We start from the raw sequence: 22,328 nt of genomic DNA on the forward strand, positions 1-22,328 counted from the left end.
ATAATGAAATTTTAACAAATGAAATTTGTGAGTTTCAAAATAAAGTGCAAACACACACACACACACACAAGTAATGAGCTAAACAACTCATTATCAGTAACTTATAATAATTTTTTGCTTCCCCGCGGGAGCGAACCGCAAAGCCGTGCAAGAAAATCTTGTGAGGTTTTCCTCTTTTCACCTGTGTGAAGGCAGTAATTTCTTCAAAAAGAAGAGCCTCACGGGTTGGGACTCCTTCTAAATGAAGAAGCAAAAAAAGTTGAATAAAAAACAGCAAAAATTTAATTAAGAAAAGAATAAATCAATAAAATATTAACCAAAAAAATTAAAACAAATGAAGAAATTATTATTTTCTTTTGTTGTATTGCCAGGCGCTTTAGCTATGGCTCAGGTGGGCGTTAATACAGACCAGCCTGAGGGTACTCTTGATGCTGCTTATATAAATCCTCAGGATGCTGAGGGTACAAAATGGGCAAACCCAGAAACTCCTCAGGGCGTTCACTTCCCGAATGTTAGCACAGAGCAGCGCTCAAAATTCAAGAATGTGAGAGAAGGAATGATAATTTATAATACCAATAAGAAGTGCCTTGAGATGTACCTTGGGATAAAAAACGAAGGGAAAAAAAACGAAGTCCACCAATGGGAATGCATCCTCAATGTAGGTAGTGAAGCATCCCAAGGCGTAGCTGTATCGCCAGAGAGTTCCAGCGGGCAATTTATAGGAGGTGTGGAATTATCAGGCGCCAGCGTAAGTTTCACCATTACCAACAATGGATTCTCTCCCATTGATGTTGACTTCTCTGATGCCGTTACGGTAGAAAATGAAGGGGGAAATATAACAGTAAATGGCGATGCCAACAAAAGCGTTAGCCTAAAAGGAGGCGCAAGCCAAACCTTGACGTATAAGCTTAGCGGGACGCCAAAAGCAGGTACGCTTACGGCAAGATTCAGCAGATCAGGATTAAGTGCAGAGCAGGTGTTAACGGTAGGCAAAGGAATAGCAGACCTGCAAGACCAAGAGTATTATGTCCTCTCGCTTATCCATAACAATATTAAAAAAGAGGGCTATATAGATAATGCAAGTAATCAAATTAGCCTCAAAATTCCTTACACCAATGGAAAAGGAAGTTATGATGCTGTAAACATTGAGAAAACCACCGCCGAAGGGCAAGAAAGAGATACTAACAAAATTATACTTAGTATTCCTGAGGGTGAATTTTCGCAAACAGGAGTATTGACTGCGACGCTAAAGGTAGAAGGAGATGAGAGTTACAAAGTTAAGCTGATGAAGCCAGAGCAAGAAGATTACGTCATTGCAACTTATGATATTGATATTAACGGGAGCAAATCAAAAGTTATCATCAAAGGAACAGGCGGTGTCCCAGACAGGAATTTTGACAAAAAAACCAACGAAAAGTATCGCCACCAGTTTGTTTACTTGCCCGTTACCGTTACAGCGAATGATTATAATAGAACGTGGCTCAATTACAACCTTGGAGCGGCGTATGCAGACACAAATACTCCTCATTTTAACCTGAACGTTAAAAAAACAGACCAAGCTGCCCACGACGACGAGAATCTCTACGGTTCATTATACCAATGGCAGAGAGCGAGTGATGGGCATGAGTTTAGGAATTCACCAATTACCCTTGAAAAAGCCCCAAATTGGAAAAACGCAGACAAAGCAGCAGGGAGGTTTATTAAAATAGATAATATTAATAACTGGGTAAAGAATGGTGAAAGAGCATCAGGAGAAGATTTAGAGTTGTGGCAAGCAGGAGGAGATAATAAGAATAATAATAACCCTTGCCCGTTAGGTTACCATGTTCCGACTATCAAGGAGTGGCAGGAATTATTCAATGCTGTAGGAAGTAATAATAAAATGTGGAGTCAAGATCAGTTGCCAAACCTTGTAGCTGCTGGCTTCCGTGGCAATGGTAAACCGAGCGGAGGTACAGCAGGAAATTACTGGAGTAGCACTAATCGAGACTATAGAGAAGCCAAAAGCATTGCCTTCACTAATAAAATTAACTATCCGGACAACAACTTCGGTCGTTCGTACGGAGCCAGTGTGCGTTGTATTAAGAGTAAATAAACGTTTATTTAAAATCAAAAAAACAATCAATTAAAATTAAAGGCTTAGAGAAAAATTTTCTAAGCCTTTAAAAATTTGTAAGCAAGCCTTTTTAATTCAATTGCTATCCATTCACGGCTTCTACTTTTTCTACCACGTTGGGCAGCATTTCTTTCAGCATTGTTTCAATGCCGTTTTTTAGCGTAACGGTACTGCTGGGGCAGCCGCTACAAGCTCCCTGCAAAAGCATAATTGCTGTTTTGCTCTCTTCATTAAATTCTAGAAGGGCGATGTTGCCACCATCGCTAGCAACGGCAGGCTTTATGTATTCGTCTAGAATTTGTTGAATCTGTTTCTCGGTAGAGGTGTATTCCTTGTTTTTCAATTTCGCCTCATATTCGTTGGCGGGCTGCTCATAGCCTTCTTGGGCGATGGGGTTTCCTTGCTGTAGATAAGTCAATAGGTATTGCCTGATTTCTAAAGCAAAATCTTGCCACTGAATTTTTTCGCTGGCCGTTACTGAAATATAATTTTCTGAAATGAAAACTTCTGAAATGAAATCAAAATTGTTCATCAAAGCACGCGCCAAAGGGACCTCCTCGGCAAGTTCTTTAGATTTGACTTCGATGATTTGTGAAGTAAGCAATTGGTTGCAGACAAAGCGCATGACTTTGGGGTTGGGCGTCATTTCGGCATAGAGCGTATAGGGTTCCTTTTTTTGAGGTTCTTTTACGATGCTTCCCGCTTCGAAATGTTCATTCACGATTTCTTTCACTTCTTGTGCTACGTCCTCCCACTCTACCAGTTCATTTTTTTGCACAGCGACAAAATTAGCAGTGATGAAGACTCTCTCCACAAAAGGGAAACTTAATAATTGCTGTGCCAATGGTGATATTTGAGTTACGTCATTTTTACCCAATTCGTAGCTACCAGCAGTAATGATTTCCTCGCAGACGAATTTTAAAATACTCTTTTGATTTGTTTGTTCTATATATACTCTCATCATTCTCTTTTGATTCGTTTGCGAATTTACGTGTAAATTGCAAAAAAATAAATTAATGGGCATAATTAAAAGTCTAAATCACGTTACACCTCAGCTGGGCAAGGATTGTTTTTTAGCCGAAACAGCAGTTATCATCGGGAATGTAGAGGCGGGTAATGAGTGTAGTTTTTGGTACGGAGCAGTGCTCCGCGGGGATGTGAATAAGATTAAACTGGGCAACAGAGTCAATGTGCAAGATAATGTAACGATACATTGCACGTATCAGAAACATGCGACAGAAATAGGCGATAATGTTTCTATCGGGCACAATGCGATTGTCCACGGATGCAGGATTGAAGATAACGTGCTGGTGGGCATGGGTGCAATTGTGATGGACGGGTGTTGTATTAAGAGTGGCGCCATCATTGCTGCGGGGGCAGTGCTAACACAAAATACAGTGGTGAATGAGAATGAGCTGTGGGCAGGTGTGCCAGCCAAAAAGGTAAAAATGGTATCTAAAGAATTAAAAGAAGGGGAAATTAAAAGAATTGCCGAGAATTACGTAAAGTATAGTGGATGGTTTAAATAAAGAAAAATTACTTAAATTCGTTGATTCGGATAAAATTGAATCATGAGGATTTTTAAATTTGGAGGAGCTTCAGTCAAAAATAAAGAAAGCATTGGTAATGTAAAAAATATTTTGATTCAGCAGAAATTTGAGAAAGGTTTTGTGGTCGTTTCAGCCATGGGAAAAACCACCAATGCGCTAGAGGAAGTGGTAAAAGCCTATCAAGAAAATCAAAATTATTTAGCTATGCTCAATCAGATAGAAGAGCAACACATCAATGTAGTGAAAGAGCTTATACCAGAGATTAATTCTGTTTTTCAAGACATTATAAATCATGTAGCGGAAGTCAAAACTTTTTTAAGCCTTAATAAATCTCCTAAATATGATTTTATTTATGATCAAGTTATAGCCTTGGGTGAGTTGCTTTCTACCAAAATCATAGCGGCATATTTAAATCATTCAGGAGTGAATTGCACTTGGCTCGATGCGCGTGAGTACATCAAAACCAACAGCGATTACCGCGAAGGTAAAGTGGACTACGAGACAACTTGCGAAAGACTTCAGCATTTACCCAAGGATAAAATTTACATCATCCAAGGATTCATCGGTTCTGATGACAATAATTTCACCACAACGTTGGGGAGGGAAGGCTCGGATTTCACAGGAGCCATTATTTCTTACTGTTTAGATGCAGAAAGTTTAACGATATGGAAGGATGTCCCAGGGGTTTTGAATGCCGACCCGCGCCACTTTGCAAAGACACAAATTTTGAATAAAATTTCTTTTGAGGAAGCGATAGAACTGGCTTATTATGGTGCAACGGTAATTCACCCCAAAACGCTACAACCGCTACAGCACAAGAAAATCCCATTGCTAGTCAAGAGTTTTATGCACCCAGAAAATGAAGGAACAAAGATTGATGATTTTTCAGAGCAGATAAAGCCTCAAATTCCTTGCTATATTGTAAAACCACAACAGATAGTCTTGACGATCTCAAGCAAGAATTTTGAATTTATAGATGAGAAAGTCATTAGCGATGTCTATAAATTACTAACGGATTTTAAACTAAAAGTCAATTTAATACAAATTTCTGCCATAAATTTGTATTTGTGTTTGGAAGATAAATACAGTAACTTAGAGTCGGCCGTGGAATTGCTGAGCCAAAAATTTCATGTGCAAAAAGAAGAATTTTGTGAATTATACACCATTCGTAATGCCGATTCAAAAAGTGAAAAAATTATACCTAAGTATGAAAGCGCCATTATAAAACAATCGGGTAAACAGACACTACAATTGGTTATAAAAAAAGAAGCATGAGTTTAGTTAACGTAAAAGATATTGCTGAAAACACAGTATTACATAAATGGGGTTTGCTAGGCCAACCTTTTGCATGGACATTGCATCGTCTTTTGCATTTACATACGCTCAATAAAGTTTATTTAAGAAACAAAGAGCTAGAGAGCCCCGCCTTTGAGTCAGCGGTGTTGGATGATATAGGAATTCATTTTGAAATTTCATCACAAGATTTAGAGCGGATTCCCAAGAAAGGACCCTTTGTCATTGTAGCCAACCATCCTTTGGGCGGGATTGACGGATTATTATTATTGAAAATCATCAGTGAGATTCGCCCAGATTTTAAAATTATAGGCAATTTTCTACTCCAAAAAATTAAGCCTTTAGAAAAACGTGTTTTTGCAGTGAACCCCTTTGAGACGCGACCCGAAGTCAAGAACAGCACAACGGGAATGCTCTCTGCATTCAAGCATTTGAAAAACGGAGGCGCCCTAGGCGTTTTCCCAGCGGGGGAAGTTTCTGCTCGAACTTCTACCAAAACAATAGAAGATAAAGCTTGGCAATTACCAGTGTTGAAGTTAATTCAGAGAGCAGGCGTGCCAGTCATTCCGTTGTACTTTAAAACAAGAAATTCAGAATTATTTTACCAATTAGCTAAAATTCACCCAGATGTGCAAACGGCTATGCTAGCTAGGGAAACCTTGCGCACACGCCTGAAACCTGTGAAAATTAGAATAGGAAAACCCGTAACGCTAAAGCAGCAAGAGGAATTTAATTCGCCAGAGGAATTAGGGCAATTTTTGCGTAAAAAAACTTACCTGTTGTCAGGAAGTTTTGATGAATCTACATTACCACAAAAAATCAAAAAATCAATCCCTAAAAAGAGAGCATTCCCCAAAACGATTCTATCAGAAACAGAGGAATCTAAAATTGTACGAGAAATCAGCCAGTTAAAAGAAAAAAATGCATTATTGTTTTCCAACAATCGCTACGATTGTTTCTTTTTCATGTACAATGATGCGCCACACATCATGAGAGAAATTGGCCGCTTGAGAGAGTACACCTTTCGGCAAGTGGGCGAAGGAACGAATAATAATAGTGACCTAGATCGCTATGATAAGCATTACCATCATCTGCTTTTATGGGACAATGAAGCCCAAAAAATTGCTGGAGCCTACCGCATGGGCTTGGGGAAAAAAATCTATGACCGCTACGGGATGAAGGGTTTTTATGTGAACGAGCTCTTTAACTTTGAACCCGAGCTTCAGCCCTTTTTTGCTAAAAGCATTGAAATGGGGCGTGCATTTGTAACGCCTGAATACCAGCAGAAACCCTTCCCACTTTTTCTACTTTGGCGGGGCATCATACACGTAGCATTACGCCACCCAGAGTACAAATACATTCTTGGAGGCGTGAGCATTAGCAATCAGTTTTCTGAATTCTCTAAAGCGTTGATGATTGAATTCATGCGATCACATTTCTACGATCCGTATGTAGCGCAGTACGTGCGACCCAAAAAAGCATTCAAACCAAAACTGAAAGGGAAGGATAAAGAATTTATCTTTGATGAAGCGAAAGCTGATTTAAACAAGTTTGATAAGCTAATAGAAGAGCTAGAACCCGGTGGGCTAAGGCTTCCAGTTTTGATAAAAAAATACATTAAACAAAACGCACGTGTCATTGCATTCAATGTTGATCCTAAATTCAATGATGCCGTAGATGGGCTGATGTATATCCGTATTCAAGAAATTCCTGAAAGTACCATAAAACCCGTCCTAGAAGAACTTTTAAAAAATCAATAAATACTTGGAAAACAAACTCTTGGTGTTTCAAAAATTTTTTAAAGCCTTAAAAAATGGGTAAACAGGAAATCCCATAATGGTGTAGTATGAGCCCACAATTTCTTCTACGCCCACATAGCCAATCCACTCTTGTACGCCATAGCCACCAGCTTTGTCGTAGGGTTGATACTTATCGACATAATAAGTAATTTCTTCTGTGCTTAAGTCACCAAAACGGACTTTTGCCACATCTGTGACGATAATCTTCTTGCTTGGAGAATAAATGGCAGCTGAGCTGATGACTTCATGATTTTTACCCGATAAAAGCTCAAGCATTTCTATTGCCTCTCCCCTACTCTTTGGTTTTTCCACCGCACGCTCTTCCATCCACACAATCGTATCTGCGGTGATGAGCAAAATATCATCTTCCCATTGCTGAAAAGCCTGAGCTTTGACCTCACACAGAAACTCCGTTATTTGCTCGCGCTTTAGTTCTTCAGGGTCATAAATCTCCTCGGCGTGTAAAGGCATGACTTCAAATTCTAAATCTAAACCCGCCAATAGCTCCCTTCTTCTTGGTGACTGAGAAGCAAGGATGATTTTTTTATTCTGAATATTTTTTAACATTTTTTAAGGCTTAAAAATTTTTTTTAAAAATAAGGCTTGAATAATTCTCAAATAAACTCTTTTCGTTCATTAAAAATTCAAAACCCGAACGCTCAAGGCTATCACTCGAAATATTACGATCTCGAGTAATGAAAATAGCTTGCGGATAAACCTCAGTAAAATTATGGATTTCTTCTAAAGACTGAAACACAGGGAAAGTTCTTTGATTTTGAATCGTAAAAGCAGGGTCAAAGTTTTGATAAACCCCAACCACCTGATGAGACTGAATAATTTTTTTAGCTTTATACACTGGGCTCATTTGCCATAGCGGCGTGAAAATACCCCAAAATAATATGAGAGAGATTACGGCCCACCCCCCGCTAATGCTCCAAATGTACTTTTGATATTGGTGCTTATGCAAAGCAGCCCAACTCAGAAAAATCGAAGCCAATGCTACTACCGACAACAGAATAAATGAGAGATAAGGGATTTTTTCATCTTGAAAAATAAAAATAACGGCAGCTGGAATCGCTAAAGTTACTAAACTGATAATACAGGTCGAGAGATAAAAACTCCAACGAGCATAGCTTTTCAAGTAAATTTGCTCTTTAAAAAACTCTGCAACGAGAATAGCTAAAAAAGGCATCGCTGGCAGCGTATAGTTGGGTAATCGAGTGCTGCTGATGCAGAAAAATAAAATAATGGTAAGACTTAAAATTCCACAAAAAGTTATAAAGACATCTTTTCGGTAGTATTTATAGGCATGGAAGATTCCTTGAGGAATAAACATACCCAAAGGGAATAAGCCTAAAAAAACGAACACAATCGTTAACAGAAAAGTTCCGCCATGCCCCTCCATTTTACTACTAAAACGCTGGAAATTATGCTTTATAAAAAAACCTTCTGTAAAAACTCCTCCCGTGGCTTGGTGAACGTAGATAAACCAAGGTGAAGCGATAAGCAAAACAATGATTCCACCCCAAATGGGCTGAAATCGAGTTAAGTTTTTCCAAAAATTTTTTTTAAGGCTTAGAAAAAATAAAAGAGCGATAAGCCCCGTCATCAGGATTGCAACAGGCCCTTTGGCTAAGCTTGCTAGCCCAATGCTCCCATAGAAAAGCCACCAATCTCGGGTTTTCCCTGTTTTATAGAAATTGTAAAAAGATGCCCAGCCAATACTCAAAAAAAAGATAAGGTAAGGGTCTGGCACAGCCAAATGAAACTCATTTAGCCAAAAGAAAGAAGAAAATAAAACGAAGAGTGAGATGATTGCCGTTGGCTTACTCGCATGCTTTTTTGTGAAATAAAACATGAAAATGCCTAAAAGTAAGCCCAAAAAAGCAGAGAAAAAGCGAGCACCAAATGCATTTACACCAAAAATACTATAGCCCAATTGCATGAAAAAATAATGCAAAGGAGGTTTATCAACTCTAAGTTCTTGATTGAATGTGGGTACTAAACTTTGGTTGACCAGCATTTCTCTAGCGGCTTCTGTATTTTTAGCTTCGTCTAAAATACTGATGGGGTATCCACCCAAATTGGCAAAGCAAAGAAAGGCTATAATTGTAAATAAAATCAGCGGTAAGGCATGCGCTTGATAAGGTTTGGACATAATTTTTGTGTATCTTCGCCAAATAATTTCGGGCTAAAATAAGAATTTTTCCACATGCAAGTAATAGAAAATCCACTTTTATCCATTGTCATTCCTGTTTATAATGAAGAGGAAAATGTAGAATTACTTTCAGAAGAAGTTGAAGCAGCATTATCAGCATATCCGTATGAGTTGATTTTGGTAGATGATGGCTCACAAGATGCAACGGCGGAAAAAATTAAGGCTTTAGAAAATAGAAAAATTATTCTGATTGAGCTTAAAAAAAATTATGGGCAATCACTTGCCTTAGCTGCAGGAATTGATTTTGCACGAGGCGACTACATTATTACCCTTGATGGTGACTTGCAAAACGACCCGAGCGACATCCCGATGATGTTGCAAAAAATAGAAGAAGGCGATTATGATGTGGTGACTGGAATTCGAGTCAAGCGGCAAGATAGCTTTTTAAAGACCATCCCGTCTAAAATTGCTAACTCCATTGTGCGTAAAGCTACCAAAATGGACATTAAAGACAACGGCTGTGCACTGAAGGTCTTCAATCGAGAAACAGCAAAAGATTTAAACCTTTACGGCGAAATGCACCGCTTTATCAATCTATTAGCCTTCCTTAACGGAGCTCGTATTGCACAAGTACCAGTGAAGCACCATTCGAGACAATTCGGGCAATCCAAATACGGTTTAGGTAGAACCTTCAAGGTAATAAATGATTTAATCTTAATAATTTTCTTGCGTAAATATTTGCAAAGACCCATTCATTTATTTGGCAACGCTGGCTTGATTAGCTTAGGCTTGGGAGGCATAGTAATGTTTTATTTAGCCATCGTGAAGTTTGGTTTGGGCGAAGACATCGGGACACGGCCGCTATTGATTCTCGGGGTATTGCTTCTATTGGCAGGCATTCAATTGATTACGATGGGAATTGTAGTCGATTTGTTGATGAAAACTTACTACGAATCTCAAGATATGCGCCCTTACAGAATCAGAAAAATTTACAATGGCAGCCAAGAAATCATTGCGTAAAAAATTTTTTACAGCCTTAAAAATTCTCATCAGCATAGGACTTTTATACTGGGTTTTTTCTCAAATGAACTGGAATTTACTCAAAAAAGAATTACGCCAAGCAGAATGGATTTGGCTATTTATCGCTTGGATTTCATTCGTCTTATCTCAGGTAATTTCAGTATGGCGAATGCAGCTTTACCTCAAGAAAGTAGACGTTCATTTGCCTTTTTTGACTAATGCGCAACTCTATGCACTAGGAATGTTTTACAACTTTTTCATTCCTGGCGGCGTTGGGGGCGATGCGTACAAAGTAATTGCACTCAGAAATCACTTTCAGCGCCCACTCAAGGAGCTGACCTCTGCCATATTTTTTGATAGATTCATAGGCTTATGTGCCATTGCGATATTAATTTGTTTCAGTATCATTTTGCTCCCCGTAGAAATTTCGCCTTCGCTTTACTACTCAATTTTATTGCTAGGCAGTGGCGGGTTGCTAGTCGGGCCAATGATTTTGGGGAAAATTTACCCAAAGTTTAAAAAAATATTTTTCCCCACTTTGATTTACTCATTTGCCGTTCAAGCCTTTCAGATAGGCTCAGTTTTATCCATTTTAATCTCACTAGAGCAAACAGAAGAACTATATTTGTACATCGTTATTTTTCTGATATCGAGTGTTTTATCCATCATTTCATTTGCTGGATTAGGCATTAGAGAAAGCATCTTTTATTATGCAGGAGAATACTTTAAATTTAACCCCGATGTCTCGGCAGGAGTAGCTTTGATGTTTTCAGTCATCAGTTTACTCACTAGCCTAATTGGCGGAATATATGTGATAAAAAAAATTGACTTTGGATTAAAACCAAATCATCATCAAAAAAACGAAACTTCGCTATAAAATTTTATAAGCCTTAAAAAATTTAAATAAATTCGCAATACCTAAAAAGAGAATTCATATGCACTATAATCCCAATGAAATAGAACCAAAATGGCAAAAAAAATGGCGAGAAAATCAAATCTTCAAAGCTGAAAACCAGTCAGAAAAGCCCAAATATTACATCTTAGATATGTTTCCTTACCCATCAGGAGCAGGTTTGCATGTTGGCCATCCGCTGGGTTATATTGCCTCTGATATTTATGCCAGATACAAACGCCATCAGGGATTTAATGTATTGCATCCCATGGGCTATGATTCGTTTGGGCTTCCAGCAGAACAATACGCCATCCAAACAGGGCAACACCCTGCCGTTACTACACAAGAAAACATCACAAGGTATCGCAAGCAATTAGATAAAATCGGATTTTCATTTGATTGGGAAAGAGAAGTGAGAACCTCAAACCCAGATTATTACCGTTGGACTCAATGGGTTTTTCTGCAATTATTTGATAGTTACTATGACAATGATGCCGATAAAGCCATGCCAATTCAGCATTTAGTAGAAATTTTTAAAAAAGAAGGAAATCAAAATGTGAATGCTTCAACATCACAAGAAACCATCTTTTCAGCCGAAGAATGGAAGCAATTTTCAGCAAAAGAAAAATCAGATATTTTGTTAAATTACCGATTAACTTATTTGGCTGAAGCCGAGGTGAATTGGTGTCCTGCATTGGGCACAGTTTTAGCAAATGATGAGGTGATTAACGGAGTTTCTGAACGTGGTGGGCATCCTGTGGAACGTAAAAAAATGACACAATGGATGATGCGTATCACGGCTTATGCGGAACGTTTGCTGAACGGGATTAGTTGTAATGAAGAAGCTTTAGATTGGTCTGAAGCCTTAAAAGAAAGTCAAAAAAACTGGATAGGAAAGTCAAAAGGAGCAAAAGTTGAATTTTGTGTTCAAAACTCTGAAGACGAAAAAATTGAAGTCTTCACCACCCGTCCTGATACAATTTTTGGCGTTTCTTTTTTGACGTTAGCACCCGAGCATAAACTAGTTACAGAAATCACGACGAAAGCTCAAAGAGAAGAGGTTGAAAACTACATTACCGAAACCGCAAAACGCTCAGAAAGAGAACGTATGGCAAATGTGAAGCACATCTCTGGAGCATTCACAGGAGCATATGCACTGCATCCATTCACGGGAAATCCCATCCCGATTTGGATTAGTGATTATGTACTTTCGGGTTACGGAACAGGTGCTGTGATGGCAGTTCCAGCTGGCGATGAGCGGGATTATGCTTTTGCTCAATATTTTGGTTTAGAAATCCCTTCTATCTTTGAAGGCATTGATGTTTCTGAACAAGCTTTTACTGAGAAAAGCGATGAAATTAAACTTCAAAATTCAGAATTTTTAAACGGATTGAATTATACGCAAGCAACCGAAAAAATCATTGAAGCCATAGAAGCGAAAAACTTGGGCGAAGCACAAATCAATTATAGATTGCGTGACGCCGTGTTTAGCCGACAAAGATATTGGGGCGAACCCGTGCCCATGTATTTCAAAAATGGAATTCCAACCCCAATCCCCACAGAAAAATTACCATTGGAATTGCCCGAAATCAATGAATATTTGCCAACAGAAACTGGCGAACCACCCTTGGGTAGAGCTACACAATGGGCTTGGGACGAATCTCAGCAAAAAGTGGTGGAAAACAGTAAAATAGATGAAGAAAATGTTTTCCCGATTGAAATGAATACCATGCCAGGCTGGGCAGGCAGTTCGTGGTATCTTTTCCGCTATATGGATAGCCAAAACGCAACAGATTTTGCCGATAAATCAGCTTTGGATTATTGGCAAAATGTAGATCTATACATTGGCGGAAGCGAACACGCTACGGGACATTTGCTCTACGCTCGTTTTTGGACTAAATTTTTGAAAGACAGAGGCTTCGTGCAAGTGGATGAACCTTTTAAAAAATTAGTAAACCAAGGAATGATTTTAGGAAATTCGGCTTTTGCTCATCGGGTAAAAGATTCTAATCAATTTGTTTCTAACGATTTAAGGGCACAGTACGAAACCATTCCCCTTCATGTAGACGTGAATCTGGTAGACGGAAACGATGCTTTGGATACAGAAAAATTCAAAAATTGGCGAGATGATTTAAAAAATTCTGAATTTATTCTAAGTCAAGACAGCAAATTTTACGTTTCTAGAGAAGTGGAAAAAATGTCTAAATCTAAATTCAATGTCGTAAATCCTGATGATATTTGTGCTGAATACGGTGCAGATACACTCCGAATGTATGAAATGTTTTTGGGACCGATTGAGCAATCCAAGCCGTGGAATACCAATGGATTAAGCGGCGTTTTTGGTTTTTTGAAGAAATATTGGAATTTATTTTTTGTGAATGATGATTTTAAAATTTCTGAAGAAGAACTGACCAAAGAGGAATTTAAAATTTTGCACAAGCTCATCAAAAAAGTGACTGAAGATATTACTCAATTCTCATTTAATACGTCAATTTCTGCATTTATGATTGCGGTAAATGATTTGCAAAAAATAAAATGTAATAAGCGTTCGGTTTTAGAACCATTAACGATTTTATTGTCGCCGTTTGCCCCGCATATTACCGAAGAAATTTGGGAAAAATTAGGGCATTCAAGCAGCATTTCCACCGAAAAATTCCCTGAATTTGAAGAAAAATATTTGACAGAAGACAGCAAAGAATACCCGATTTCATTCAACGGGAAAATGCGTTTCACGCTTGAACTACCGATGAATTTGAGTAAAGAAGAAATAGAAAAAGCCGTAATGGAAGACGAGCGAACTCAGAAATATTTAGAGGGAAGAACTCCCAAAAAAGTAATTATCGTCCCCGGGAAAATCGTGAACTTGGTCGGGTGATTTTAGTTGATGAATATTTAAGTAAAATGTGAAAAATTACAATTATGGCATCAGGTATTTTTGCTATTTTAGATGACATTGCGATGCTGATGGACGATGTTGCACTTGCAAGCAAAGTAGCTACTAAGAAAACGGCTGGCATTTTAGGCGATGACTTGGCCGTGAATGCCAATAAAGCCACAGGATTTGTATCATCTCGGGAGCTACCCGTATTGTGGAGCATTACCAAGGGCTCGTTTCTGAACAAACTCATCATAGTCCCGATCGCTCTTTTGCTGAATTATTTCTTCCCAGAAGTCATCAAATGGATTTTAGTTTTGGGCGGATTATACCTTGCTTTTGAGGGTGTAGAGAAGATTTTTCATTGGCTTTTCCGTAGAAATGATGAGCATCTAGAGATTGAAAAAGTTTTGTCAGAAAATCCAGAAGAGGAAGAAAAAAGTAAAATCCGTTCGGCGATTTCTACTGATTTTATCTTGTCGGTAGAAATTGTGATTATCGCTTTAGGAACCGTTTTAGAGCAATCGCTAGCAGTGCAAGTCATTACCGTGGCCATTGTTTCGCTCATTGCAACGGTGGGTGTGTATGGCATTGTAGCTTTGATTGTAAGGATGGATGATTTTGGCTTCCAATTAATTAAAAAATCAAACGGAAAAGAAATTTGGAATACGATTGGGAACACCTTGGTAAAAGCACTGCCTGTCATTATCAGGATTTTAAGCTTTGTGGGGACAATCGCTTTGATTTTAGTTGCTGGCGGAATTTTCGCTCATAATATCGAAATGATTCATCATTTCACAGAACATCATTTGTCGCAAATACCAAGCATTTTGTCTGAAGCATTGCTAGGCGTGGTTGGCGGGTTAATTGCTTTTTGCGTTATCTTTTTAGGGAAAAAAATTTATGCAGCCTTTAATTCATGAAAAAATTAATTAGAGTTTAGGTTTCTAAAAAAAAACGTGGCTACTCAGCATTTGCTCATGGCATTGAAAATCCTTGGGGGAGTAAAAATTTTTTAAGCCTTGAAAAATTTTTTGAGAAAGTAAAAAAAAATAAAGCCGCTTCAAATTTTGAAACAGCTTCCTTATCTTCACATTTTAAATTTTTATAACCCGCGTGGAGTTCTTCCGTTAAAACTAGAACGACCCCCGAAGTTAGATGGTTCATCTGGCAATACCTTTATTAAAGAATTATTGATAACCAAGCAGGTAATCTCCCAAGTACCATTACCGGATTTTGATGTTCCTCCTAAAAAATCAGCATGGAGCGTCCATTGATTCTGCTTAATGGTCGCATAAACATGTTCTGGATTGTATCTTACTTCTCTTCCTGTTCCAGGAGATAACTCAACAGTTTTTCCTTCGGTGTAAAATCTAGCCTCAGTCACTACTACAGTGAATTTATTGGGGTCAATACCGGTGTAGTAATTTTGCACCCAATCACCAGCTACATTTTGTAATTTGAAAGTTATGAGATTGATGGGAGCAGAGTTGTTTTGCCCAGCATTCCCGACTACCTTTAGCTCGCCAGTGGAGTTATCTCTTACTACGACGGAATAGCCACTATCGGTGAACGATGTTTCACCTACGATTACATTTCCTTTTACATCTAATGTAGCTTTGGGATCTTCCGTATTAATTCCCACTTGTGCTTGGAGCGACAAAGTTCCTGCCCCGAATAGTAACAGAATAAACTTTTTCATCATAAATTAAGGTTATATTTTTCACAAATTTATTAAGTTTTATTAAGTTTTATTAAGTTTTATTAAGTTTTATTAAGTTTTATTAAGTTTTATTAAGTTTTATTAAGTTTTTAACATTTTAGGTGCTTTTTCATAAAAGGTAATTCATTGATTTTCAGCAAATAAGTCTAGTTCTTTACTAAAGTTTATTTTTTATATTTTGCACATAGCGTTTTTTTGTAAAGATTAAAATTGATTTTCCTTTTTTAATTGTATTTTAGCGATATTCAATATTTTGAACAATTTTTATGAAACGAAGACTTATAATGGCATTATTGACTTTTGGGGAATTGGTGAACGCTCAGGAAAATATTTCTTATCAAAAACCATCAGAAGAAATATTAAAATTAGCAGACTTTGAAAGACCCCCAAGCGTATCTATGGATAGCAAGAAAGAAAACATAGTTTTCTATTACAGAAACACATATAAAACGCTGGACGAATTAAATCAAGAAGAGATAAGATTGGGAGGCTTGAGGATAAATCCAATAACAAACATCTCTAGCTCAATGAATTATGTAAATAATTTGAAGCTAAGAAAAATCAATGGGAAGAAGGAAATTCAAGTGAAAGGACTTCCAGAGAATGCTAAAATGGCGTACACCAGTTTTTCTCCCGATGAGACTAAATTAGCCTTCACCAACACAACACAAAACGGCGTAGAACTTTGGGTCGTGGATTTGGCAACGGCTGAGGCTAAAAAAATAACCGCTGATAATTTGAATGCCAACTTGGGGATGCCGTACGCTTGGTATAGAGATTCACAAAATATCTTGATAAGGCAAATCCCCAGCAATAGACCTGCATTGGCAGATGATTCTAAAGATTTGCCAACTGGGCCGATTATTTCTAATTCAACGGGAGAAGTTTCGCAAATTAGAACGTACCAAGATTTATTGAAAAATCCACAGGATGAAATTAATTTTGAAACGCTCACTAAATCAGAATTATACAAAGTTTCCCTCCAAGGGAAGAAAACAAAACTAAAGGAGGCCGATCTTTACATCTCGACTAGTTTCTCCCCAAACGGGAAATACCTAATGTTGGTCACCATTACAAGACCTTTCTCATATGTTGTCCCTTTGAGCAGATTTCCAATGATTTACAATGTGTATGATTTGGACGGGAATTTGGTAAAAACTGTAAATGAAGTCCCATTGACGGAAATCATGCCAAAAGGTTTCTCTTCTACTAGAACAGGGAAAAGAAATTTCGATTGGAGAGACGATGCACCAGCAACTTTGGTTTTTGTGGAAGCACTGGATGGCGGAGACCAAGCGAAAGAAGCAGAATATAGAGATGAAATCTTCACTTGGGAAGCTCCGTTTTCTCAAGCTCCGAAATCATTTTTTAAGTTAAAGCAGAGATATGCTGGGATTGAATGGTCTGACGCTGATTATGCCTTGGTGAGCGAACGCTGGTATGACACCAGAAATCACAAATCCTTCTTGATTGATTTAAAAACGGGGAAAGCCCAAGTAATTGAGGATAGAAATTACCAAGACGTTTATAATGCCCCAGGCAAGTTCAATCTTACCAGAAATGAATACGGCAGAAACGTGATTGATGTAGAAGACAATAACAAGGCTTATTTGATTGGCGAGGGATTCACCAAAGATGGTAAAAACCCTTTCATTGATGAATTGAACTTGAAAAATTTAGCCAAAAAAAGAATTTATACGTCTAATTTAAAGAATGCTAAAGAAGATATTCTGGATATTTTAGACATTAAAAAAGGAGAAATTCTGGTAAGGCAGCAGTCCGCAAAACAATATCCTAATTCGTATAAAAAAAATATTAAATCAGGAAAAACAACACCAGTTACACAATTTGAAAATCCGTTTAAAAGCTTAGGAAATGTGTATAAAGAAGTGATTAAATATAAAAGAAACGATGGTGTAGAATTAACGGGAACGCTTTATTTACCAGCTGATTATGATAGAAATACTAAAAAAGAAAAACTTCCGCTGCTAGTTTGGGCATATCCTACAGAATACAAAGACAAAAGCACGGCAGGAATGAGCACACAGAATCCCAATGATTTCACATATCCGTACTATGGTTCTTTTATTTATTGGGTAACAAAAGGTTATGCTGTTTTAGACGACGCCGCATTCCCCATTATTGGCGAAGGAACCGAAGAGCCGAACGATACATTCATTCCGCAATTATTAGCTAACGGAAAGGCAGCCATAGATGCGGTAGACAAATTAGGCTATATTGATAGAAATAAAGTCGCAGTGGGCGGGCATTCTTATGGCGCATTCATGACGGCTAATTTATTGACTCACGGAGATGATTTTGCTTGTGGAATAGCCCGGAGTGGAGCATACAACAGAACTTTGACTCCTTTTGGATTCCAAAGCGAGCAAAGAAATTATTGGGATAACCCGAATATTTACAACACTATGTCGCCATTTATGAACGCCGATAAGATGAAAAAACCAATGCTTTTGATTCACGGTGCTGCAGATAACAATCCAGGAACATTTACACTGCAAACCGAGCGTTATTTCCAAGCCTTAAAAAATTTGGGAGCACCTGTGAGAATGGTACTTTTACCCAAAGAATCCCACGGCTATGTAGCCAAAGAAAGCATTTTGCATACCCTTTGGGAACAAGAACAATTTTTAGACAAATGTTTGAAAAATTAAAGCTAAAATTAATCTAAACAAAAAGGAAAGCATCTTCTGCTTTCCTTTTTTTGTAGAGATTTTTCCAAGCCTTAAAAAATTTTAAACATCGATATTGGCGTAAATAGCATTTTTCTCGATAAATTCTCTACGCGGCGGAACGTCATCCCCCATCAGCATCGAAAACACACGGTCAGCTTCGCTTGCATTTTCAATGTCTACGCGGCGGAGTTTTCTATTTTCAGGGTTCATTGTTGTATCCCAAAGTTGCTCAGCGTTCATCTCGCCAAGACCTTTATAGCGTTGTACGCCCACGCCTTTCCCAGTTTCGTCACCAGATAATTCTTTTTGAATTCTTTCCCGCTCTTTTTCACCCCACGCATAAACCTCTTTTTTTCCTTTTTTTAGTAAATAGAGAGGAGGCGTTGCGATAAAGATATTTCCGTTTTCAATTAATTCTTTCATATAGCGGAAGAAGAAAGTCAAAATGAGCGTTGCAATATGGCTGCCATCCACATCGGCATCGGTCATGATTACGATTTTATGGTAACGTAACTTTTCGGTATTTAGAGCTTTGGCATCTTCTTCAGTACCAATGGTAACGCCCAGTGCCGTGAAAATATTTTTGATTTCTTCGTTTTCGAAGACTTTGTGCTGCATGGCTTTTTCTACGTTGAGGATTTTACCTCTCAGTGGCAAAATAGCCTGAAAATGACGGTCTCTTCCTTGCTTGGCCGTTCCACCAGCTGAATCCCCCTCGACTAAGAAAATTTCTGATTCCGCAGGGTCTTTGGAAGAGCAATCGGCTAATTTCCCTGGCAATCCGCTTCCGCCCATCGGGTTTTTGCGTTGTACCATTTCACGTGCTTTTTTGGCAGCTTGCCTTGCCTTGGCTGCTAGTACGACTTTATCTACAATGATTTTCGCTTCATTAGGATTTTCTTCTAGATAATTGCTGAGCATTTCGCTTACCACTTTATCTACCACGCTAGAGACTTCAGAGTTTCCTAATTTTGTCTTGGTTTGCCCTTCAAATTGAGGTTCCATCACTTTCACAGAAATGACTGCCGTTAAACCTTCACGAAAATCATCACCCGTAATACTGATTTTTGATTTTTCTTTGGCTGGCATATTATCATCAGCATACTTTTTCAGCGTTCGAGTAAGTGCACGGCGAAAGCCCGTCAAGTGTGTGCCGCCCTCGTGGGTATTGATATTATTCACATACGAATGTAGATTTTCGTTGAAAGAAGTATTGTAACGCATCGCTACCTCTACAGGAATGTCATCAATCTCACCTTCCATGTAAATCACCTTTTTCATCAAGGGCTCACGGTTTTCATCAATGAATTCAACAAATTCTTTCAAGCCACCTTCAGAGTGAAAATCCATTGATTTAGGATTCTTGTTTTCGTCCAATTCACGTTCATCAGTTAATGTGATTTTAATACCTCTGTTGAGAAAAGCTAATTCTCTCAAGCGATTAGCTAAAGTTTCAAAACTGTACTGAACTTCATTGAATATCGTATCGTCAGGCAAAAAAGTTACTTTTGTACCAGTGAGTGGAGATTCTCCAATTTCTTCCACCTCAGTCAGAGCTTTTCCTTTAGCGTATTTTTGTTGGTAAATTTTCCCATTGCGATATACTGTAGCGGTTAGTTCTATAGAAAGAGCATTCACACAAGAAACCCCCACGCCATGAAGCCCACCAGAAACTTTGTAAGAATCTTTATCAAATTTACCACCAGCACCTATTTTTGTCATTACAACTTCTAGGGCAGATTTTCCTTCTTTTTTATGAAAATCAACTGGGATACCACGCCCATCATCAGAAACGCTGATGCTATTATTGGGATGAATGGTGACAGAAATTACCTCACAGTAGCCAGCCAAGGCTTCGTCTATAGAGTTATCTACCACCTCATAGACCAAATGGTGCAAACCTCTTTTTCCTACGTCACCAATATACATCGAAGGGCGCAAACGGACATGTTCTATACCCTCTAGCGATTGTATACTGTCTGCTGTATATTGTCTTTTATTCTCACTCATATTTCAATTCGACATTTAAATTAAATCCTATTTAACAAATGTAAAGAAATTTAAATAATTTAAACGAGTTTGGGAGCCACCAGCCCCCAAACATTTATTCACATTTTATAAAGCGAAAGTTTTTTTATGGAATGTAGCGTACAAAAGCTTCAATCGCTTCATACTCTGCTAAACCTAATTGATTATAGATTTCTGCTGTTTCATGATTTCTATCTTCGGCACGTTGCCAAAAGAGTCGGGAATCTCCTCCTTTGAATGGTGCAGATTCCATCTGAGACTGATGCCGTAAAATTGCATTTCGTTTAGTTTGCACCTCCATGGGGCTCATCGGCACAGCCATTTCTATTTCATTCACTGGCCATTCTTGCCAAGCACCACGATACATCCACACCCAGCAATCATTTAGCCAATCATCGCTGTCTTTTTTGATTTGATCTAGAGCTATGAAAATAGCTTCTAGGCAGACGCGGTGGGTCCCATGGGGGTCCATCAAATCTCCAGCAGCATAAATTTGATGAGGTTTGATTTCTCTCAATAATTCTTTGATGATGTCTACATCTTGCTGAGAAAGGTTATTTTTCTTGATTTTTCCAGTTTCGTAGAATGGAAGGTTTAAGAAATGTAATTTTTCGGCACCTAAACCTAAGTAATCACATGCCGAAGTCGCCTCTCCTTGCCTGATTAAGCCTTTAGCTTTCAAAATCTCAGGGTTTATATTTTCAGTGTGAATATCTCCGCCAGTGGTAATATAGTTTTTTATTTTTTTATACTCCTCACTCACCAAAGAATCTTTGGGGTATAATTCTTCAAAATATTTTTTGAAGAAAGAAAGGTAGCGCATTACTTCGTGATTAGCTACGGCTATGTTTCCAGAAACTTGATATGCCACGTGTACATCATGATTTTGGTCGATAAGTCGTTTCAGCGTTCCTCCCATAGAAATCACATCATCATCGGGATGTGGGCTGAATACTATTACTCTTTTTTGTGCAGGATCTTTTCGTTCAGGGCGTTTAGAATCGTCAGCGTTTGGTTTTCCGCCAGGCCAGCCAGTAATGGTATTTTGTAATTCGTTGAAGACTTTGATGTTCACATCATAAGCCGATTTGTAGAGAACCACCAATTCACCAAGTCCATTATCGTTGTAATCTTTATCTGTCAATTTCAGAATTGGTTTATTCACCGTAGAGCAAAGATTAATGACTGCTTTTTTAATTAATGAAGGCGTCCAGTCAACGCTGCCCACCTTCCAAGGGGATTTGATGCGAGTTAATTCGCTAGCAGCTCCTAAATCTAAAATGAACTTCACATTCTCGTGGCGTTGCAGGAAGCTTGCGGGGATTTCATCCAAGACTTTTCCTTCTACCGCTTTTTGTACAATACTTGCTTTTTTGTCTCCCCAAGCAAGAAGAATAATTTTTTTAGCCTTAAAAATACTGCCCACTCCCATGGTAATCGCACCTTTGGGTACATTGTGAATTCCACCAAAATCTTCCGCAGCATCATGCATAGTTAAATCATCTAACGTTACCACGCGAGTGTAAGAATTCATGTGAGAACCTGGCTCGTTGAAACCAATATGGCCAGTACGTCCGATGCCTAAAACCTGTAAATCTAAACCACCCGCTTCATCAATGGCTTTTTCGTAATTTTGGCAATATTCTTTCAATTTACTCTTATCTACTTCGCCGTCAGGAATATGAATGTTTTCGGGTTTGATGTCCACGTGGTCAAACAACATTTCTTTCATGAAGTAGTTATAGCTATGCACGGAGTTTTTTGGTATAGGATAATATTCATCAAGATTAAACGTAACCACGTTCTGAAAACTCAAGCCCTCCTCGCGGTGCATACGGATGAGCTCACGGTACATGCGTATTGGGCTGCTGCCAGTTGCTAAGCCAAGCACACACGTCTCATTATTTTTTTGTTTTTCGCGAATTAGCTCAGCCACTTCTTTGGCCGCTTCAATGGAGCCTTTTTCTGCTGTTTGGAAAATCTCAACCGGAATTCTTTCTTCTCTTGCTAGCTGAGAGTACTCAAAATCATCTCCAGGTTTTTTAAAATAAGGTTGATTTTTCTTTAAAGATTCATTCGTTTCAAGTATTGTTTCCATACTTTTTTAGTTGGTTTATTATTTTGTGCTAAAGAAGTACTAAAGTTAAAGTTTTTTATTGTAATAAACGCTAAAAAAACATA

Annotated in this window: 15 protein-coding genes; 9 read left to right on the forward strand and 6 right to left on the reverse strand. The window is 38.3% G+C overall.

Annotation, left to right across the window (positions count from 1 at the left end):
* Window positions 1–334: 334 nt before the first annotated feature.
* Complete coding sequence (locus tag D5J18_RS01830) at window positions 335–2,095, forward strand: phage tail-like protein (RefSeq protein WP_119057310.1); 1,761 nt, start codon at window positions 335–337, stop codon at window positions 2,093–2,095.
* Between the two features lie 103 nt (window positions 2,096–2,198).
* On the opposite strand, the gene D5J18_RS01835 is transcribed toward D5J18_RS01830, so the two are convergent.
* On the reverse strand, window positions 2,199–3,080 hold the full coding sequence (locus tag D5J18_RS01835; RefSeq protein ID WP_119057605.1) for a NifU family protein: 882 nt from the start codon (window positions 3,078–3,080) through the stop codon (window positions 2,199–2,201).
* Between the two features lie 52 nt (window positions 3,081–3,132).
* Here D5J18_RS01835 and D5J18_RS01840 point away from each other — a divergent pair, with 52 nt between their 5' ends.
* From D5J18_RS01840 to D5J18_RS01850, 3 genes are read left to right on the forward strand one after another with little or no spacing between them, the layout of a single operon-like run.
* Window positions 3,133–3,645: a gamma carbonic anhydrase family protein gene (locus D5J18_RS01840; protein ID WP_119057311.1), complete on the forward strand. Its 513-nt coding sequence runs from the start codon at window positions 3,133–3,135 to the stop codon at window positions 3,643–3,645.
* Between the two features lie 42 nt (window positions 3,646–3,687).
* Window positions 3,688–4,941: an aspartate kinase gene (locus D5J18_RS01845; RefSeq protein WP_119057312.1), complete on the forward strand. Its 1,254-nt coding sequence runs from the start codon at window positions 3,688–3,690 to the stop codon at window positions 4,939–4,941.
* Window positions 4,938–6,719, forward strand: coding sequence for a bifunctional lysophospholipid acyltransferase family protein/GNAT family N-acetyltransferase (locus D5J18_RS01850; protein WP_119057313.1), 1,782 nt, complete (start codon window positions 4,938–4,940; stop codon window positions 6,717–6,719). The genes D5J18_RS01845 and D5J18_RS01850 overlap by 4 nt, the downstream gene beginning before the upstream one ends.
* 27 nt (window positions 6,720–6,746) lie before the next feature.
* Here D5J18_RS01850 and D5J18_RS01855 read toward each other — a convergent pair whose 3' ends face one another.
* Both D5J18_RS01855 and D5J18_RS01860 read right to left on the reverse strand, forming a co-directional pair.
* A complete protein-coding gene (locus tag D5J18_RS01855) occupies window positions 6,747–7,325 on the reverse strand; it encodes a Maf family nucleotide pyrophosphatase (protein ID WP_119057314.1) in 579 nt (192 codons plus the stop codon).
* 10 nt (window positions 7,326–7,335) lie between these two features.
* The gene (locus D5J18_RS01860) at window positions 7,336–8,916 is read right to left on the reverse strand and encodes an ArnT family glycosyltransferase (protein WP_119057315.1); all 1,581 of its coding nucleotides are present in this window, start codon (window positions 8,914–8,916) and stop codon (window positions 7,336–7,338) included.
* Window positions 8,917–8,970: 54 nt separating this feature from the next.
* Between D5J18_RS01860 and D5J18_RS01865 the strand changes: the two genes are divergently transcribed.
* The 4 genes from D5J18_RS01865 to D5J18_RS01880 are packed head-to-tail and all read left to right on the forward strand — an operon-like array spanning window position 8,971 to window position 14,626.
* Entirely contained in the window at window positions 8,971–9,936 is a 966-nt protein-coding gene (locus tag D5J18_RS01865; RefSeq protein WP_119057316.1) for a glycosyltransferase family 2 protein, read from the forward strand.
* Complete coding sequence (locus D5J18_RS01870) at window positions 9,911–10,813, forward strand: lysylphosphatidylglycerol synthase transmembrane domain-containing protein (RefSeq protein ID WP_119057317.1); 903 nt, start codon at window positions 9,911–9,913, stop codon at window positions 10,811–10,813. Before D5J18_RS01865 ends, D5J18_RS01870 begins: the two co-directional genes overlap by 26 nt.
* 58 nt (window positions 10,814–10,871) lie before the next feature.
* The gene (gene leuS / locus D5J18_RS01875) at window positions 10,872–13,703 is read left to right on the forward strand and encodes a leucine--tRNA ligase (RefSeq protein WP_119057318.1); all 2,832 of its coding nucleotides are present in this window, start codon (window positions 10,872–10,874) and stop codon (window positions 13,701–13,703) included.
* Window positions 13,704–13,747: 44 nt separating this feature from the next.
* Complete coding sequence (locus tag D5J18_RS01880; protein ID WP_119057319.1) at window positions 13,748–14,626, forward strand: DUF808 domain-containing protein; 879 nt, start codon at window positions 13,748–13,750, stop codon at window positions 14,624–14,626.
* Between the two features lie 182 nt (window positions 14,627–14,808).
* On the opposite strand, the gene D5J18_RS01885 is transcribed toward D5J18_RS01880, so the two are convergent.
* Complete coding sequence (locus D5J18_RS01885) at window positions 14,809–15,408, reverse strand: hypothetical protein (protein WP_119057320.1); 600 nt, start codon at window positions 15,406–15,408, stop codon at window positions 14,809–14,811.
* A 284-nt stretch (window positions 15,409–15,692) separates the two neighbouring features.
* Between D5J18_RS01885 and D5J18_RS01890 the strand changes: the two genes are divergently transcribed.
* Complete coding sequence (locus D5J18_RS01890; protein WP_119057321.1) at window positions 15,693–18,098, forward strand: alpha/beta hydrolase family protein; 2,406 nt, start codon at window positions 15,693–15,695, stop codon at window positions 18,096–18,098.
* Window positions 18,099–18,179: 81 nt separating this feature from the next.
* Here the strand turns inward: D5J18_RS01890 and gyrB are convergent, their stop codons facing one another.
* Together gyrB and nagB are read right to left on the reverse strand one after the other, a co-directional pair.
* The gene (gene gyrB, locus D5J18_RS01895; RefSeq protein WP_119057322.1) at window positions 18,180–20,129 is read right to left on the reverse strand and encodes a DNA topoisomerase (ATP-hydrolyzing) subunit B; all 1,950 of its coding nucleotides are present in this window, start codon (window positions 20,127–20,129) and stop codon (window positions 18,180–18,182) included.
* Between the two features lie 124 nt (window positions 20,130–20,253).
* The gene (gene nagB / locus D5J18_RS01900) at window positions 20,254–22,245 is read right to left on the reverse strand and encodes a glucosamine-6-phosphate deaminase (protein ID WP_119057323.1); all 1,992 of its coding nucleotides are present in this window, start codon (window positions 22,243–22,245) and stop codon (window positions 20,254–20,256) included.
* Window positions 22,246–22,328: the final 83 nt, after the last annotated feature.

Source organism: Candidatus Ornithobacterium hominis, assembly GCF_900538215.1.
Lineage (GTDB): Bacteria > Bacteroidota > Bacteroidia > Flavobacteriales > Weeksellaceae > Ornithobacterium > Ornithobacterium hominis.